This window comes from Massilia scottii (assembly GCF_030846495.1).
GTDB lineage: Bacteria > Pseudomonadota > Gammaproteobacteria > Burkholderiales > Burkholderiaceae_D > Telluria_A > Telluria_A violaceinigra.
Genome location: NZ_JAVCWM010000001.1, coordinates 384,859 through 400,614, shown reverse-complemented (window position 1 = coordinate 400,614; position 15,756 = coordinate 384,859). Strand labels below are relative to the sequence as shown.

Sequence of the window (15,756 nt, the reverse complement as noted above, 5' to 3'; positions counted from 1 at the left end):
CCGGGACAGTTGCGCAAGCTGTCGGCCCAGGGGCTTCCCCTCGCCCTGACGCTGCTGCTGGCCGCCTGCGGCGGCAACGGCGGCGGCGAGTCTCCCCCGCCCGCCCAGGGCAGCATGAGCGGCACGTCGCGCATGCTGGCCGGCGCCGGGCCGAGCACGGAAGCGGCGCTCACGCCGCTCGGCGCCAGCGCCAGTTCGGCCGAGCGGCCCGACCTGGCGGGCACGGCCGCCATCGACCACAATGAGAACACGCGCTGGGCCAGCGGATTTTCGGACGGCGAATCGCTCACGCTCGACTTCGGCAAGTCCGAATTCATCAGCCGCGTGCGCATCGACTGGGAAAACGCCCACGCCAGCCAATACCTGCTGCAAGTGTCGGACGATAACATCAGCTGGACCACCATCCGGGCCGTGAACGACAGCCAGGGCGGCACCGAGGACATCACCGGATTGAACGGCAAAGGCCGCTATCTGCGCATGCAGGGCGTCAAGCGCTCGACCCGGTACGGCTACTCCATCTTCCAGATTCAGGCCTTTTCGGGCGCGCCGGTGGGCACGAATCCGCTACCGGTCCCTGTGCCCGCCCCAAATGAACCGGGCCAGCCGGGCGTGGCCATCAAGCCGGTCGCGGCCAGTTCCTCGCCGCTTGAAAACCAGGCCATGTCGGCCGCCATGACGATCGACGGCAAAGCGGCGACGCGCTGGGCCAGCAAGTCCGAAGACGGCGCCTGGATCGCGTTCGACTTCGGCGCCAGGACCCCGGTCGGCTACATGAAGCTGCTCTGGGAAAACGCCTACGGCAAACAGTACGAACTGCGCGTGTCGGACGATGGCCAGAACTGGACCCAGGTGCGCAATGTGAGCAACGGCCGCGGCGGCACCGAGGAATTCTTCAATCTCGGCATCAACGCCCGCTTTATCCGCCTGCAGGGCGTGGCCCGTGCCACCCAGTACGGCTACTCGCTGTTCGAGGTGGAGTTCAAGACCCCCGGCAGCGACAACACCGTGCCCGCGTCCGTCACCTCGGCCCATCCCTTCCCCGCCAACGGCAATGGCCTGCCCCCACTGCCAACCTCGGCCGAACCGCTCGAAACGCTGCAGTTCACGCTGCCCGACGGCACCCTGGTCACCCGCTTCGGCGCGCGCGGCCTGGCGCGCCACGGCCGCGAGCGCGGCGAGGATTGGAACGAGATCGGCCACGGTCCCAACGAAACGGTCGATCCGGCAACCGGCCTGGCGGTCGATAAAGGCCCGGGCAATTACCTCACGTTCGTGCCGCAGTACTTCAAGAACCGCACCTGGGGCGTCGAGATCATCGACAACAGCCGCGTGGCCGGCGTGACCAAGCCGCAGCTGATCGTGAACCAGTACACGCAGACCGACTTCCTGTCCGGCGGCGTGGCCTTCTTCCGCGCCTTCGACCGGCCCGGCGTGACCGGCTACGGCTGGATGAATCCCGGCGAACTGGTCGACCGCAGCGTGGCCCAGTGCGCGCCGATCCCCTACCCTGCCAACAGCAAGCTGACCAGCGCCAACGGCATCAACGGCGCCTGCACCCTGCTGGTCAAGGGCTACCCGGGTCATGGCGGCATCGATGCGAATGGCATGCCGAATGGAAAGAGCGTCGCGGGACGTGCGCTGGTCGCCGGCGATATCATCGAAGTGTCGCCCTCGTTCTTCTCGACCAGGGAATCGATGGCCGCGAAGGGCGACACCGGCGGCATCCGCTATTACTCGTACGAGTGGGTCTACGTGGTCGGCGCCGGCCTGAAGCCGTGGTACGGCGTGCAGCCGCGCCTGAACTCGGTGCCGCTGCCGGAAGAAACCTTGTCCGGCGGCCAGGGATCGATCTCGTACAACTACACCGACAACGGCCTGTTCATGTTCCAGCAGCCGCATAACAATGTGGGCATGCAAAACATGCAGCGCTTTGTCGAAGGCCGGCGCCTGCTGCACACGAATTTCCTGACAGGCGAGCATAACGAGCCGGGCAACGACCGTTACCTGCCCGCGGTGGGTCTGCAAGGGCAGCGCTATAACCAGTCCGCCTGCATCGCCTGCCACGTCAACAACGGCCGCAGCCCGGCGCCGAGCGCGCTCAACCAGCGTCTGGACAGCATGTCGGTGCGCGTCGCCTCGACCAGCCCGACGGGCCAGCAACTGCCGCATCCGCTGTATGGCACGGCGGTCCAGATGAACGCCGTCTCGCCCACCGGCAGCGCCCAGAACTGGGGCAGCGGGGTGCGCGTGGCGGGCTTCGAGACCCGTTCGGTCAAGCTGGCCGACGGCACCATGGTCGAACTGCGCAAGCCCACGCTCGGCTTCGAAGGGCCGGTCCCGGACGCCTTCTCGCTGCGCGCGGCCCAGCCGATGATCGGCACCGGCTTGCTCGAAGCCATTCCGGAAGCGGACATCCTGGCGCGCGCGGCCCAGCCGCAGGACGCCGACGGGGTCAAGGGCACGGCCAACTTCGTGTTCGATCCGGAAACCGGTGCGGTGCGCCTCGGCCGCTTCGGCTGGAAGGCATCGAAAGCGACGCTGCGTCACCAGAGCGCCGACGCGCTGCTGCTCGACATGTCGGTCACCTCGCCGCTCTATCCGAACCGCACTTGCGGCGCCAATCCGGCCGGTTGCGCATCAGGCGGAACGCAGAAAGGCATTCCTGACGCCGACCTCAAGTCGATCGCGCACTACCTGGCACTGGTTGGCGTGCCGGCGCAACGCAGCGTCGCCAGCGGCTTTCCGAAGGGCGTCGCGCCGCTCGACGAGCACCGCGTCGACGCCCAACAGGTCAGCGCAGGCAGCAAGCTGTTCCAGGGCATGCGCTGCGCCGCCTGCCATACCGTGCAGATGAAGACCGGCGCCGGCCATCTGTTCGCCGAGCTGCGCAACCAGACCATCCGTCCTTACACCGACATGCTGCTGCATGACATGGGTGCGGGACTGGCCGACAAGTTTGCCGAAGGCCAGGCGAAAGGCACCATGTGGCGCACCGCGCCGCTGTGGGGCATCGGTTACACCGACATGGTCATGGGCAAGAACGGCAAAGCCGGCTACCTGCACGACGGCCGCGCGCGCAACCTGACCGAGGCCATCCTGTGGCACGGCGGCGAGGCGGAGCGCTCGCGCCAGCGCTTTGAAAACCTGTCGGCGCAAGAGCGCGAAGCCTTGCTGGCATTCCTCAAGTCACTGTAATTTTTCGCACGCGTGGTAAATGAATTGGGCGCCGGACAGCATGTCTATCCGGCGCCCTTTTTGTCAGCGGGCATGCGATGCGGCGCCACCCGGTTCCCGACGGGGTACGAATCGGTTATACTGACCCTTGGGTGACCACACGTTCGTGTGGCAGGTTTTGCGATGGTCGGGCCGCCACGCTGCTTTTTGACGACCCATGACCCCATCTTCCCTCGCTTTCCAGCTTTTCTCTCCGTTTGAGCGGTGCATCCTTGCATGCCGCGTGCTTCCTCTCGCTCGTCCAGATACCCGCTTTTCCTGATCCAACCACCGTGCCAATCTTGGCGAAAGGAATCACATGGCAATTGTCGCAATCGGTCTGTCGAACAGTTTTAAGGAGTTCTTTGCCTCGAGCAAAGCCGGGGGCATTGTCCTGATCGTCTGCACCGTGGTGTCGCTGGTGCTTGCGAACTCCCCTGTCGGCGGCGACTACCTGCAGTTCTGGCACCTCAAACTGGCCGGCCTGAGCATCGAGCACTGGATCAACGATGCGCTGATGGCCATCTTCTTTCTGTTGATCGGCCTGGAACTGGAGCGCGAGCTGTATAACGGCGAGCTGTCCAACTTCAAGAACGCGCTGCTGCCCATCGTGGCGGCGGTGGGCGGCATTGGCGTGCCGGCGCTGATCCACTTCGGCTTCAATAACGGCTCGCCCACGCAGCCCGGTATCGGCATTCCGATGGCCACCGATATCGCCTTCGCGCTCGGTGTGCTGGCCTTGCTGGGCAGCCGCGTGCCGGCCTCGCTGAAGATTTTCCTGACCGCGCTGGCCGTCATGGACGACCTGGGCGCGATCATCGTGATTGCGGTCTTTTATACGGCCCAGCTGTCGGTGCCGTATCTGCTGGCGGCCGTGGCCATGTTCGTCGTGCTGGTCTGCATGAACCGCGTGCTGCGCATCATGGCGCTGGCGCCGTATCTGGTGGGCGGCGCCGTGATGTGGGTGTTGATGCTCAAGTCGGGCGTGCATGCGACGATTGCCGGCGTGCTGCTGGCCTTCGCCATTCCGTTTTCCGCGAAGCAGGATGACCAGGATTCGCCATCGCACCGGCTTGAACATATCCTGCACAAGCCGGTTGCGTTTATCATTTTACCGATCTTCGCCCTGGCCAATACCGGCATTCTGATTGCGTCCGGCTGGACCCAGGAGCTGATGTCGGCCAATAGCCTCGGCATTCTCGCCGGCCTGGTGATCGGCAAGCCGCTGGGAATCACCTTGTTCTGTTTCGCAGCGGTGGCAATGGGCATGTGCCGGCTTCCGCTCGACCTCGGCTGGCGCCATGTATTCGGCGCGGGACTGCTGGGCGGCATCGGCTTTACGATGTCGATCTTCATTACCAATCTGGCGTTCGTGGGCCAGCCCGAGGTGGTGAACGCGTCGAAGATGGCGATTCTGCTGGCCTCCCTGATTGCCGGCGTGATCGGCTTCGCGTGGCTGACGATGTTCGGCAAACCCCAGGCCGGCGACAGCGACCCGGATACGCTCGATTTCGACGACGGCATCTCCGTGCCCTCGAAACAGGAATTGGCAATATAGTGACCGGAGAGCATGGCGCTCGGTGCGGCCAACGCACCGGCGCAAACGCCGGCTAAAAAGAGCAGCCCGGGTGCGAAGGCGGCTGATCGCTCCTTCGCCCCGGTGCACTGGGATCCGGCAGTGCCGCCCACGGCCTATGCCCGCAACGATCCAAAACAGGTGTTCGCCTGGGTCAAGCGCAAGATCGATGCGGTGCCGGGCAAGTCCGATGTTATCGAGAGCAGCAAATCCGCCACGCAGAATGCTTATGGCGCGAGGAGCATGGTGACGTACACGGACTTATCGGAGCTCGCGCTGGGTGTTCCGTCAGGTGCGATGTACGAACCAGCTGGGGCAGTGGTTCGCGGCAACTATACCGCCACGGTCATGCCCTACGCTTACGAGTTCATTTACTACACCACCGCCGTTTCCATGCCGGCCGCCGAGGCGCGCGCGAAAAAAAGCCCGTTCGGGTGCATTGCCGTGGCGTCGCTGGAAGCGCCTTACCTGTTCAGCTATGAGGAAAGTGAGTCCACGACACGTATCGCGCCTTCCCTCGACAAGATCAATGGCACCGGGCTGCTTGGCCGGCTCGACCGTGTGCAAGTCTACGACAAGGCCAGCGGCAAAGTCTACGCGACGCACGAGCGCGACGGGCTGTAACTGGTTTCAACACGCCCTTGCGTAAAATGTGCAAGTGCAATATATTGAAGCCATGAACCCGCACAACGCCCCTCTCCCTCGCACCCGCCCGGCACTCGATGCCGCTGCCGGTCTGCGCCTGGACGCGGGTGCTGCACGAATTATCCGAGCGGCCACACACGTCGCTCGCTTTCGTGTTTCGGTCGTCGGATAAATTTCAAGCGAGCACTTGGCGGTAATTCGCGAAGCGTTCCGCGCAAGTCTCATCCAGCTTTGCTCCCGACTTTATCGGAGCACTTCATGCATACCTCGTTTTCCCCATCGCAGGACCACGCCACCGGCACGTCCGCCGCGCCAAGCTACGCATTGCGGCTCAATCAGCCCGCCTTCTGGAACACCCCCAACCCGGCCATGGAAGAGCGCCTGCTGGCCCACTGGCGCGCCACCGGCCAGCGCCAGCAGCTCGATAGCGCCCGCCAGGCCAAGCCGCGCTACTGGCTGCTCGACGGTCCGCCGTACGCCAACGGCGACGCCCATCTCGGCCATCTGCTCAACAAAACGCTCAAGGACGTGCACGCCCGCTATGCCAGCGTGTGCGGCCAGCGGGTCACCTGGCGTGCCGGCTGGGATTGCCACGGACTGCCGCTCGAACTGGCGGTCGAAAAGCGTCACGGCGCGCGCGCCAAGGACGACGCGCCCCTGTTCATGCGGCAGTGCCGCGATGAAGCGACGCGCTGGAAGGATCAGCAGGCGCTATCGATGTCGCGCGCCGGGCTGATGGCGGACCTGGACCAGCCCTGGTTGACCATGGACCCCGAGCGCGAGGCGGCCTCGCTGTCGCTATTGCTCGAGATGTGGCAGGCCGGCCTGCTGGTGGAGCGGCATTCGCCCGTGCACTGGTGCCCGGCGTGCCAAAGCGCGCTCGCCGCCAGCGAACTGGAAAAAACCACCCGCGAGCGCATGGAGACCTTCTTCAGCGTGCCGTTCGCGCCCGCCTCCTGCCAGGCGCTGGAGCAAGGAGCGCGCCAGAACGGGGCGGCCTGGCCGGCCGGCCCGCTGCACCTGCTGTCGTGGACCACCACGCCGTGGACACTCTGGGCCAATGCCGGTTTCGGCCACCCCCAGGCGGGCGCGCTAAGCGTCGCCACGCTCCACAATGGCCTGCGCGTCGTGCTCGCGGTGCAGGCGCGTGACCGTCTGCTGTGCGACTACCCGGCGATGTTCGGTGACGCCGGCCGCGAATTCGATGGTGCCCTCGACTTCTCCCAGCTCGGCGCGCTGCGGCTGGCGGCGGTCAGTCCGCTCACCGGCCTCGCGGCGCCCCTGCTGGCGGCGGCGTTTGCCAGCGAAAGCGAAGGCTCCGGCTTCGTGCACCTGGCGCCGGCGTTCGGACCGGACGACTTCGTGCTCCACGAAACCGATGGCGTGCGGCTCGACTGCCATGTCGGCAAGGATGGCCGCCTGATGGACGTCGGCACGGTCGCCATGCCAGACGCGCTGCGTGGCGCCTCGCTGGACGTGGGGTCGCAGGTGTCATGCGACTTGCTGGCGCAGTCCGGCCGGCTGGTGCACGTCGAGCGCAGGAGCGTTGAAACCACGATGTGCTGGCGCCACAAGAAGCCGGTGTTCTACCGCGCCAGCCAGCAGTGGGCGCTCGATTTGCACAAACCCTTCGACGGCTGCCCGGAGGGATTGGCGCAGCGCGCCATGGCCGCACTCGGGCACACTGTGTTCGTACCGGACGAAAAGGCGCGCGCGCCGCTGGCCCTGATGATGTCGACGCGCCGCTTCTGGACCTTGTCGCGCGACCGCCTGTGGGGTTTGCCGCTGCCGTTCTTCCGCCATGAGGCGAGCGGCGAACTGCATCCCGATAGCGCCGCCATGTGGCGCGAGCTGGTGCAGCGCGTGCGCAGTGGCGGCGTCGAAGCCTGGCAAGCCTTCGACACCCCGCCCGGCTACACAAAGAGTACCCAGAGCGTCGATGTCTGGTTCGACGCCGGCGCCGCCTGGCACAGCGCGGCCGAAGATGGCTGCGGCCAGGCCGACCTGGCGGTCGAGGGCCAGGACCAGACGCGCGGCTGGTTCCTGTCCTCGTTCCTGCTGCATGCCTTCAAAAGCGCCCTGCCGCCTTTCAAAAAGGTGATGACGCACCGGTTCGTGGTCGATGAAAAGGGCATGAAGTTTTCCAAGTCCGACGGCGGCACGCCGGACCACAAGGCGCTGTTCGCCAAGTGCGGCGCCGATGTGTTCCGTCTGTGGGTCTGCAGCCAGGACGTGGGCGACGAGATGAAATGGTCCGGCACCTCGCTCAAACAGGCCACACAGGATGCCAGGGACTGGCGCAGCTTCCTGCGCTTTCATCTGGCGAACATGGAGGACGATCCCGCTGCTCCTCGTCCGGACAGCCTGCGTGAGCTCGACCGCCTGGCGCTGCGCAAATTGCAGGAGGCGCGCCACCAGTGGCATGCATGCATGGAGGGTGGCCGCTTCTACCAGGCGCTCACCTGCCTTGCGCAGTTCCGCCAGTGGGCCAGTGCGGAGTGGTTCGAGCTGTCCAAGCGCACCCTGTACTGCGCAAAAAGCGGCAGCGCGGCGCTGGTGAGCGTGCAATGGGCGCTGCGCGAATCGTTCCTGCTGTGCGCGCAGATGCTGGCGACGGTGATGCCGTTCGCCTGCGAGGAGGCGTACCTGGCCTGGCCCGGCCACCCTCGGGCGTCGCTGTTCCTGCACGAACTGCCGGAAAAGGACGAGCAGCCCGGCATGGACCCGGCGCTGCGCCACACCGAGGCGATGCTGGCCTGGCGCCGCTCGCTGCAGCCGCTGGTCGAACGCGCGCGCGCCCTGGTCGACAAGGGCATGCCCGTGTGCCTGGCGTTCCAGGGCGAGCATGACCCGCAAAGCGAAGACCGGCTGCGCGCCCTGTTCCCCGGTTGTTTCGTACTGCAGGGAGACGAGGCGAACGCGCTCGACGCCTGGGAGGCCGGTCCGGCCGGCGACGCGCTGCCGGTCCGTGCCGGCAAGAGCGCCGTTCGTCCGCACCGGTGCGGCCGCTGCCGCGACTACCTGAGGGTGGCGCTCGACGAACGCGGGCTGTGCCACCAGTGCGCCGAGGAGGTGACGCACGCGAGGTGACGCACTAAACACGGCCCCAGTTGCGCGCTGCTGACTAAAGAAGCCTGTCAATACAGTGCATCGTTGAAAAGCAGCGCGCACAAGGCTACCTTTGGTGCTCCCTCACCGCTGGAGAAACACATGACCTACCCACGCACGGCGGGCATCCGCCTGCTTGCCCGTCTGATCGCCATGATGGCGGCCCTGACGCTGCCCGCTCATTCGCAGGCGGCCGACAACGACACCTGCACCGTCAATCAGCAAACCTGGCCGCTGTGCGCTAACGACAACGATGGCTGGGGCGTCGAACGCGGGAACTACTGCATCGCGCGCAGTTTTTGCACCAGCATGCCGCCGGCGGCCGCCCGCAGCGCACCGGTCGACAACAATGCGAATGCCAAAACGCGCGCGGTATTCAGCTATCTGCGCAGCGTCTGGGGCAAGCAGGTCATCGCCGGCCAGGCCGACCTGACCTGGAAAGACGCGATCGACATGGCCGAACGGGTACGCGCCGATACCGGCAAGTCCCCTGCGCTGATGGGATACGATTTCATGAACTATGGGCTGACGGCCAATTGGGTGGAGGGCCGGCGCCAGACCGAGGAAGCGATCGCCTTCGCCGGCAAGGGTGGCCTGGTCACATTCGCGTGGCACTGGCGCGACCCGGCGCTGCTGAAAACGGCCCAGGTCAACAACGCCAACTTCTATGCGCGCGAGAGCGACGCCAGCAAAAACACCAACTTCATGATTCCCATGGCCCGTGGAGCGCTCGACAAGAGCAGCCCGGCTTACCAGCAGATCAACGACGGCATCGACATGGTGGCGGTGGAGCTCAAAAAGCTGTCCGATGCGGGCGTGACCGTGCTGTGGCGGCCCTTGCATGAAGCTTCGGGCTACAAGGGCGATGGCTGGTTCTGGTGGGGCCGCACCCGTACCGATGGCGTGCCGCAGGCGTACGCGAACATCCTTTTGTGGCGCCACATGTTCGACCGCCTGGTGCACCGGCATGGCCTGCATAACCTGATCTGGGTATGGAACGGGCAGGATCCGGCGTGGTATCCGGGCGACGACGTGGTCGACATCGTCAGCCACGATATTTACGACGGCAGCGACAACAAGACCTACGGCTCGCAGCTGGCGACCTACCAGCAGGCGTTGAACACGCCGGTGGAACGCAACCGGTCGCACTGAGCGAAAACAGCTTCATCCCCGATCCGGACAAGATCGCCGCGGACAAGGCCTGGTGGCTGTGGTTCATGGTGTGGAACGACGGCGACGGCCCGGCCGGCGTCACCAGTCCGAGTAACTTCTGGACCGGCGAGTATTACAACACCAATGCGCACAAGCGCAAGGTGTACAGCCATCCGAACGTGATCACGCTGGACAAGCTGCCGCGTTTTTGATCAATGCATGTCGGTCGCGTCGAGGAAGGCCTGGACCATCGCCTCGAGGCCGACGCGGTCTTCTTCGCTGAAGCGGTTCAGCAGCGGGCTGTCGATGTCGAACACGCCGTACAGCTGGCCGTCCTTGAGCAGCGGGATGACGATTTCGGCATTCGAGGCGCTGTCGCAGGCGATGTGGCCCTCGAACGCGTGCACGTCGGCGACCACGATGGTGCGGCGCTCCTGTGCGGAGGTGCCGCACACGCCACGGCCCAGGGGAATGCGCGCGCACGCGACCTTGCCCTGGAACGGGCCGACCAGCAGTTCCTGGGCGCCCTCCTTCTTGCCCGGACGGAGCAGGTAGAAGCCGGCCCAGTTCAGGTCCGCAATGGTGGAGTACACCAGGGCGGAGAATTGCGACGCGTTGGCGGTCAGGTCGCGCTCGCCGTCGAGAATGCTGCTCACTTGGCGCGCGAGAAGAGAATAGTCACCTGTGTTGCTGGAAATGTCGGAGTGCATACGGCTGGCTGTTTGTCTGGTTGATGAAAGGAGCTGCGATCCTTCATGGTCGCGCGCCAGTATTGTACGCGCTGAGGTCTGAACTTGCCGCCAGCGAATTTTCACGCTCCAGCACGCTCAAGCTCCCGCGAATACAGCAATGCTTGCGTACCCAGTCAGGCTTCCTGAATGAACCGCCTAATAAGCCAATCTCCTTGAGCAAAATGCCTTGAACTCGAGTCAACCGACTCTATAATGTTAAGTATACTTAACATTAATTGGTGCGGGAATGAATCTTGCGCAAATTGGCGGCGAAATTCAAAAGAGGCGCGTCGAGGCTGGCTTGCTGCAGGAGCACGTGGCCAGGTTTGCCGGACTTTCCCGGGTGACAATTAACCAGCTGGAGAATGGGACATTGAAGGAGCTCGGCTACACCAGACTGAAGTCAGTGATGGATATTTTGGGCCTCGACATCGAAACAGTACAACCTTCCGGAATGAGAAGTGCGCTGGCGGTCGCCGCGCGCAGCGTCAGCACCAGCTACAAGGATGTACTCACGCCAGACATGCTGGCGGAGATGCTTCGTTCGGGCGAGGCGCCTGAAAAATTCCACCCACACCTGATGGCGCTGCTGGATGAGACCCCGCTATCTGTCGTAGTGAAAGCAGTTAGCGAAGCGGCTACGCCAGAGGTGCCGGCAAAGAAAATCATGAAGAATCTGAGACTGTGGGCGAAGCAGTGGTATGTATGCCGCACAGTCTGGTGACGAAGAGCGAGGCCGCCGGAAGAAATTGCCGGCTATCGGACCGATACGTTCAACGAGCGTGGTCAGGCATCTTACGCCGGCATATCGTCCGCGTCCCTCCCGTGGGAGTCCTTGATGTCTCCTTCCCCAAAGCGAATGGTGTGCAGCATTTTGCGTAGCGTCAGGCAGGCGGTATCGAAGGTCGGGTGAAATTGGAGGGCATCGATAGCTTCAAACTGCTTTTTCAAAGACTCGCTCCGGTCAGATTGGGCGTTGCTACAAAATCGATTTCGCCTTCGGGAAGATACAGCTTGACGTAGTTGGCCGCTTCCACATAGTCGCCGGTGATCGACTCGGCGACGTCACTCAGTCGGGGCGTGACAAAGCCTAGCGACTGCGGATCAGGTACGAAGATATCGATATCCTTGCTGAAGCGGTGGCCGTATCGCAGCATCAGCACGGTGCCGCCGCCGAAGGTCCAGAACGGGTTGTCACAGCCTTGCTTCGCGATTTCGCCGATGAGCACAAGCGCCCGCGAGAACAGCGTTTCCCAGGCGTGAGGGATTCCCGGAGCGCCGGCCATGACCAAAGCGTTTTTCGATGCGACCGGTGCCTGAAGACTGTCCAATGAAACTCCTTGCGGATGCAGTGGCTGTTCCAAGACTGACATCATAGCCGTATCCGGCAACCCGTTCCTGTCAGGTGCCGGCTTGCAGCTGCAGGTAGCGCCACCGGTCCGCCGGTGCTTGACCTGCCCTCACCTCACCCAGCCCGCTACGCGCGTCGCCTTCCTCTCGTTCCTTCAGTTGCTATCCCGAATCTCGTCGCATCAGTGCGTCTTGGCAGATTTCGCCGATAAAGTATCGCTTTGAAACTAATCATTCTATTCAAACGATTTACAGGATCGTGTTGAAAACAGCTTGCGGTTTCATTTTGAAACTAAGTACAATGCAAACATGTCAACTCAATCCAACCTTCCACAGGAGCCCAGCGTGAATGAGGTCATTTGCACCGTCGACACCGTCCTGCTCACCCTTGCCGACGACGGTTTGGCGGTCGCCCTGCTCAAGCGCGAGCGCGAGCCTTACAAAGGCGTGGCCGCCCTGCCCGGCGGCTACATCCACACCGACAAGGACCGCCATGGTGTCGACGCCGCCCTGCGCGTGCTCAAGTCCAAGACCGGCATCGACGTGCCCTATCTCGAACAGTTGGCCGCCTTTTCCGGCGCGGCGCGCGATCCGCGCGGCTGGTCGGTGTCGCTCGCCTATTACGCGCTGGTGCCGCACGCGGTCATCGCCGCGGCGGGCCATCCGGGCGTGAAGCTGGTCGGCGTCGACCGGCTGCCTACCCTGCCCTTCGATCACGCCACGATCGTGGCGGCGGCGGTCGAGCGGCTGCGCAGCAAGAGCCAGTATTCGTCGCTGCCGTGCTTCCTGGTCGGCGAACTGTTCACGCTGCCGCAGCTGCAGCGCGTGTATGAAGCGCTGATGGGCGAACCGCTGAACAAGGTGAGCTTTCGCCGCAAGATGGCCGAGCTGGACGTGCTGGAAGCGGCCGAAGGACACATGGATGCGTCGAGCCCCAGCCGCCCGGCGCAGTTGTACCGGTTGCGTCCGCAGTTTCGCGACCGCCTCGGGCTGCTCAAGCGCGGCCTCTGACCAATCAACCAAGGAGAACACGATCATGGCCATTATCGACAGGGTGAAGTGGGACGGCAGAGCGAGCCAGCTGGCATGGAAATACCCCTCGCAGGAGCTTTCGACGATGACGCAGCTGATCGTCAACGAGTCGCAGGTCGCCTTCGTGGTGCGCGACGGCGTGTACGAAGGCCCGTTCGGCGCCGGCCGCCACACGCTCTCCACCGGCAACATGCCCTTGCTGCGCAAGCTGGTGGGCCTGCCGTTCGGCGGCCAGTCGCCGTTTTCGGCCGAAGTCTGGTTCGTGAACCTGGCCACCACGCTCGACGTACGCTGGGGCACACCGGACCCGATCCAGCTGCAGGACCCGAAATTCGGCATCATGGTGCCGGTGCGCGCCTTCGGCCAGTACGCCATCGAGGTGGCCGATCCCAAGCTGTTCTTGATGAAACTGGTCGGCACCGCGCGCAGCATGGATGCGGCCACCCTGGCCGACTACTTCCGCGCCATGAACACGACCCGCATCAAAACCGCGATCGCCGGCGCGATCAGCGCCAGCGGCGTGTCGGTGCTGGAGATTTCGACCCGGCTCGATGCGTTGTCCGCCACGATCGGCGAGGCGCTGGCCGGCGAAACCGCGCAGTACGGCGTGGCGCTGACCCAGTTCAGCATCGAATCGATCAATGTGCCGGAGACCGACAGTGCCGTCCAGAAGCTCAAGGCGGCGCTGGCGCGGCGCGCCGAAATGAACATCATCGGCTTCGACTACCAGGAAGAACGCCGTTTCGACGTGCTGCAGGCGGCCGCCCGCAATGAAGGCAGCGCCGGAACGGTGCTCGGTGCCGGCATGGGCTTCGCGCTGGGCGGCACGCTAGGCGCGAGCGTCGGTCAGATGGCGGGGGTAATCGCGCCCGACGCGCCGGCCCAGCGCATGGCACTGCTGCGCGACCTGGCGGCCCTGCGCGAGCAGAACATCCTGACCGACGCCGAATTCGACGCCGAGAAAAAACGCATCCTGGCCTGACATCGACATGACTCCGCTCACCCTACTCTGTCCGCAGTGCGGCAGCCCGCTGCCCCGGCAGGCGCTGTGGCGCATCGTCACCTGCACGTATTGCGGGGCGGACGTGACGCGCAGCGAAGAGCTGGTGCGCGCCGCCGACTTTCACGAGGCTTACCTGCGCTCGCGGGCCGGCGAGAGCGACGCCGACATCTCCTGCGGCGGCCAGCGCTACAAGACCATCGCCCACCTCGGTGCCGGCGGCAGCGCCACACTGGCGCTGGCCGAGCGCAGCGGCGCCATGCCACGGCGCGTGGTGCTGAAAATCGCCCACGCCGGTGCGCCCGCCGGCCAGCTGGCGCGCGAAAAAGCGATTCTCGACCAGTTGCAGGACGACGGCTTGCCCGGCGCCGCCTATTTCACCCAGCGCCTTCCGCAGGCAGTCGCCGTGGGCAGCAACGCCAGCGCGGACGGCCAGCAGCGCGAGGTACTGGTGCTGCGCCACCCCACGGGATTCTGGGGCAGCCTGGCCGACGTGCGGCTTGCGTACGGACGCGCGATCGACGCGCGCCACGCCGTATGGATGTGGCGCCGCGTGCTTGAAGTGCTGGCCTACGTCCACGCCGGCGGCTGGAGCCACGGCCGCCTGGCGCCCGAACACCTGCTGGTGCATCCGGCCGACCACGGCGTGCTGATCATCGGCTGGTCCGGCGCGCGCCGCAGCCGGCACGATGGTGGCACCGCCCAGGGGCGCGACCTGATGCAGCTGGCCTGGGCGATGCGCGCCATGCTGGCGGACGCACCCGGCGAGCCAGCCATCTCGCGCACCACGCCGCCACCGCTGGCGCGGCTATTGGAGCGTGCCAGCCTCGATGCCGCATGGTGCGCGGCGCTGGGCGCGGAAGGCATGCGCCAGGCGGTCGGCGGGGCGGCGAAAGACGCTTTCGGTCCGGCCAGATTCATCGACTTCAGTCCCACCCCATCAATCTAGACAAACAAAGGAACCATCATGGGTCAAGGTAATTACTCCCACGCTGCGCACGCAGCATTGGTCGCCGACCGCGCGTCGGCATCCCGCAACGAAGTGTTCACCCAGCGCGGATGCCACCCGCTGATGAATCCCCACGGCCTGAAAATCCGCGAATCGCGCGACAGCGACGACCATCCCAATTCGCTGGGAATCGTGTTCGCACTCGACGTCACCGGGTCGATGGGCGACATCCCGCAAAGCCTGGCCACCAAGGAACTGCCCACCTTCATGGCCTTGCTCAACGCGGTCGGCGTCGCCGATCCGCAACTGCTGTTCATGGCCATCGGCGACGCCACGTCCGACCATGCGCCGCTGCAGGTCGGCCAGTTCGAGTCGACCGCGGAGCTGATGGACCAGTGGCTCACCTGGAGCTACCTGGAAGGCGGCGGCGGTGGCAGCGGCGAAGAGAGCTACGAGCTGGCCTTTTACATGGTGGCGCAGCATACCGACATGGATTGCTGGGTCAAGCGGCGCAAGAAGGGCTACCTGTTCATCACCGGCGACGAGCTGCCGTATCCGGCGGTTTCGCGTCACCAGATCGGCAGCCTGGTAGGCGACACGCTCGATGCGGATGTGCCGATCGCCGAAGCCATCGCCGCTGCGGCCGAAACGTACCACGTGTTTTTCCTGATTCCCGACCTGGGCCGGCGTGGCCGCTGCGAAAAGCGCTGGCGCGACCTGCTGGGCGACCATGTGATCTGCATGGAGGAGCCGGGCGACGCCTGCGCGGTGGCCGCCGCCATCGTCGGCCTGACCGAGCGCGCCATTCCCGACATGGCTGCGCTGGTGGCCACGCTGGGCGCCAACGCCGTCGCGCCGCAGCGCGTGTCGGCCATCGTGCGTGCCCTGCGTCCGTACGCCGACCTGCTCGATCCGAATGCCGCCGCGCGGATGCACGTGCCTGCGGCGGGCACGCCGGCAGTTCTGTCGGCGTGGTGGAAGCGCATGTTCGCATAAGGAT

The 15,756-nt window shown here is 64.9% G+C and carries 14 protein-coding genes; 11 read left to right on the top strand and 3 right to left on the bottom strand.

Translation table 11 applies throughout. The annotated features are described in order from the left end of the window. Window positions 1-114 precede the first annotated feature (114 nt). From RBA41_RS01735 to RBA41_RS01710, 6 genes are all read left to right on the top strand, one after another. Entirely contained in the window at window positions 115-3,195 is a 3,081-nt protein-coding gene (locus RBA41_RS01735; RefSeq protein ID WP_374709472.1) for a di-heme oxidoredictase family protein, read from the top strand. A gap of 337 nt (window positions 3,196-3,532) precedes the next feature. Next, entirely contained in the window at window positions 3,533-4,771 is a 1,239-nt protein-coding gene (gene nhaA, locus RBA41_RS01730; RefSeq protein ID WP_306620374.1) for a Na+/H+ antiporter NhaA, read from the top strand. A 12-nt stretch (window positions 4,772-4,783) separates the two neighbouring features. Continuing rightward, entirely contained in the window at window positions 4,784-5,413 is a 630-nt protein-coding gene (locus RBA41_RS01725) for a hypothetical protein (RefSeq protein ID WP_306620372.1), read from the top strand. A gap of 279 nt (window positions 5,414-5,692) precedes the next feature. Continuing rightward, window positions 5,693-8,524 carry a class I tRNA ligase family protein gene (locus RBA41_RS01720; RefSeq protein WP_306620370.1) on the top strand — a complete coding sequence of 944 codons (2,832 nt, stop codon included), beginning with the start codon at window positions 5,693-5,695 and terminating at the stop codon, window positions 8,522-8,524. 120 nt (window positions 8,525-8,644) lie between these two features. Next, on the top strand, window positions 8,645-9,694 hold the full coding sequence (locus tag RBA41_RS01715) for a glycosyl hydrolase (protein WP_306620368.1): 1,050 nt from the start codon (window positions 8,645-8,647) through the stop codon (window positions 9,692-9,694). 65 nt (window positions 9,695-9,759) lie between these two features. After that, window positions 9,760-9,906 carry a hypothetical protein gene (locus RBA41_RS01710; protein ID WP_306620366.1) on the top strand — a complete coding sequence of 49 codons (147 nt, stop codon included), beginning with the start codon at window positions 9,760-9,762 and terminating at the stop codon, window positions 9,904-9,906. Here RBA41_RS01710 and msrC read toward each other — a convergent pair whose 3' ends face one another. Then, on the bottom strand, window positions 9,907-10,404 hold the full coding sequence (gene msrC / locus RBA41_RS01705) for a free L-methionine (R)-S-oxide reductase MsrC (protein WP_306620364.1): 498 nt from the start codon (window positions 10,402-10,404) through the stop codon (window positions 9,907-9,909). Window positions 10,405-10,672: 268 nt separating this feature from the next. On the opposite strand from msrC, the gene RBA41_RS01700 reads away from it, so the two are divergent. Further along, window positions 10,673-11,149 (top strand): helix-turn-helix domain-containing protein, encoded by a 477-nt coding sequence (locus tag RBA41_RS01700; RefSeq protein ID WP_306620362.1) that lies wholly within the window; start codon window positions 10,673-10,675, stop codon window positions 11,147-11,149. Window positions 11,150-11,220: 71 nt separating this feature from the next. Here RBA41_RS01700 and RBA41_RS01695 read toward each other — a convergent pair whose 3' ends face one another. Together RBA41_RS01695 and RBA41_RS01690 are read right to left on the bottom strand one after the other, a co-directional pair. Beyond that, complete coding sequence (locus RBA41_RS01695; RefSeq protein WP_306620360.1) at window positions 11,221-11,376, bottom strand: hypothetical protein; 156 nt, start codon at window positions 11,374-11,376, stop codon at window positions 11,221-11,223. Then, on the bottom strand, window positions 11,373-11,756 hold the full coding sequence (locus RBA41_RS01690; protein WP_306620357.1) for a nucleotidyl transferase AbiEii/AbiGii toxin family protein: 384 nt from the start codon (window positions 11,754-11,756) through the stop codon (window positions 11,373-11,375). Before RBA41_RS01690 ends, RBA41_RS01695 begins: the two co-directional genes overlap by 4 nt. A 364-nt stretch (window positions 11,757-12,120) precedes the next feature. Between RBA41_RS01690 and RBA41_RS01685 the strand changes: the two genes are divergently transcribed. The 4 genes from RBA41_RS01685 to RBA41_RS01670 are packed head-to-tail and all read left to right on the top strand — an operon-like array spanning window position 12,121 to window position 15,752. Next, window positions 12,121-12,786 (top strand): NUDIX hydrolase, encoded by a 666-nt coding sequence (locus tag RBA41_RS01685; protein ID WP_306620355.1) that lies wholly within the window; start codon window positions 12,121-12,123, stop codon window positions 12,784-12,786. 25 nt (window positions 12,787-12,811) lie between these two features. Continuing rightward, window positions 12,812-13,789, top strand: coding sequence for an SPFH domain-containing protein (locus RBA41_RS01680; RefSeq protein ID WP_306620353.1), 978 nt, complete (start codon window positions 12,812-12,814; stop codon window positions 13,787-13,789). 7 nt (window positions 13,790-13,796) lie between these two features. Then, the gene (locus RBA41_RS01675; RefSeq protein ID WP_306620351.1) at window positions 13,797-14,756 is read left to right on the top strand and encodes a lipopolysaccharide kinase InaA family protein; all 960 of its coding nucleotides are present in this window, start codon (window positions 13,797-13,799) and stop codon (window positions 14,754-14,756) included. 18 nt (window positions 14,757-14,774) lie between these two features. Next, window positions 14,775-15,752, top strand: a complete 978-nt coding sequence (locus RBA41_RS01670; protein ID WP_306620349.1) for a VWA domain-containing protein — start codon at window positions 14,775-14,777, stop codon at window positions 15,750-15,752. The last annotated feature ends 4 nt before the right edge of the window (window positions 15,753-15,756 follow it).

Coding starts and splice junctions, on each gene's coding strand:
- RBA41_RS01720 (WP_306620370.1), top strand. CDS start 5,693: ATGCATACCTCGTTTTCCCCATCGCAGGACCACGCCACCGGCACGTCC.
- RBA41_RS01670 (WP_306620349.1), top strand. CDS start 14,775: ATGGGTCAAGGTAATTACTCCCACGCTGCGCACGCAGCATTGGTCGCC.
- msrC (WP_306620364.1), bottom strand. CDS start 10,404: ATGCACTCCGACATTTCCAGCAACACAGGTGACTATTCTCTTCTCGCG.
- RBA41_RS01710 (WP_306620366.1), top strand. CDS start 9,760: ATGGTGTGGAACGACGGCGACGGCCCGGCCGGCGTCACCAGTCCGAGT.
- RBA41_RS01735 (WP_374709472.1), top strand. CDS start 115: ATGAGCGGCACGTCGCGCATGCTGGCCGGCGCCGGGCCGAGCACGGAA.
- RBA41_RS01680 (WP_306620353.1), top strand. CDS start 12,812: ATGGCCATTATCGACAGGGTGAAGTGGGACGGCAGAGCGAGCCAGCTG.
- nhaA (WP_306620374.1), top strand. CDS start 3,533: ATGGCAATTGTCGCAATCGGTCTGTCGAACAGTTTTAAGGAGTTCTTT.
- RBA41_RS01700 (WP_306620362.1), top strand. CDS start 10,673: ATGAATCTTGCGCAAATTGGCGGCGAAATTCAAAAGAGGCGCGTCGAG.
- RBA41_RS01675 (WP_306620351.1), top strand. CDS start 13,797: ATGACTCCGCTCACCCTACTCTGTCCGCAGTGCGGCAGCCCGCTGCCC.
- RBA41_RS01715 (WP_306620368.1), top strand. CDS start 8,645: ATGACCTACCCACGCACGGCGGGCATCCGCCTGCTTGCCCGTCTGATC.
- RBA41_RS01725 (WP_306620372.1), top strand. CDS start 4,784: ATGGCGCTCGGTGCGGCCAACGCACCGGCGCAAACGCCGGCTAAAAAG.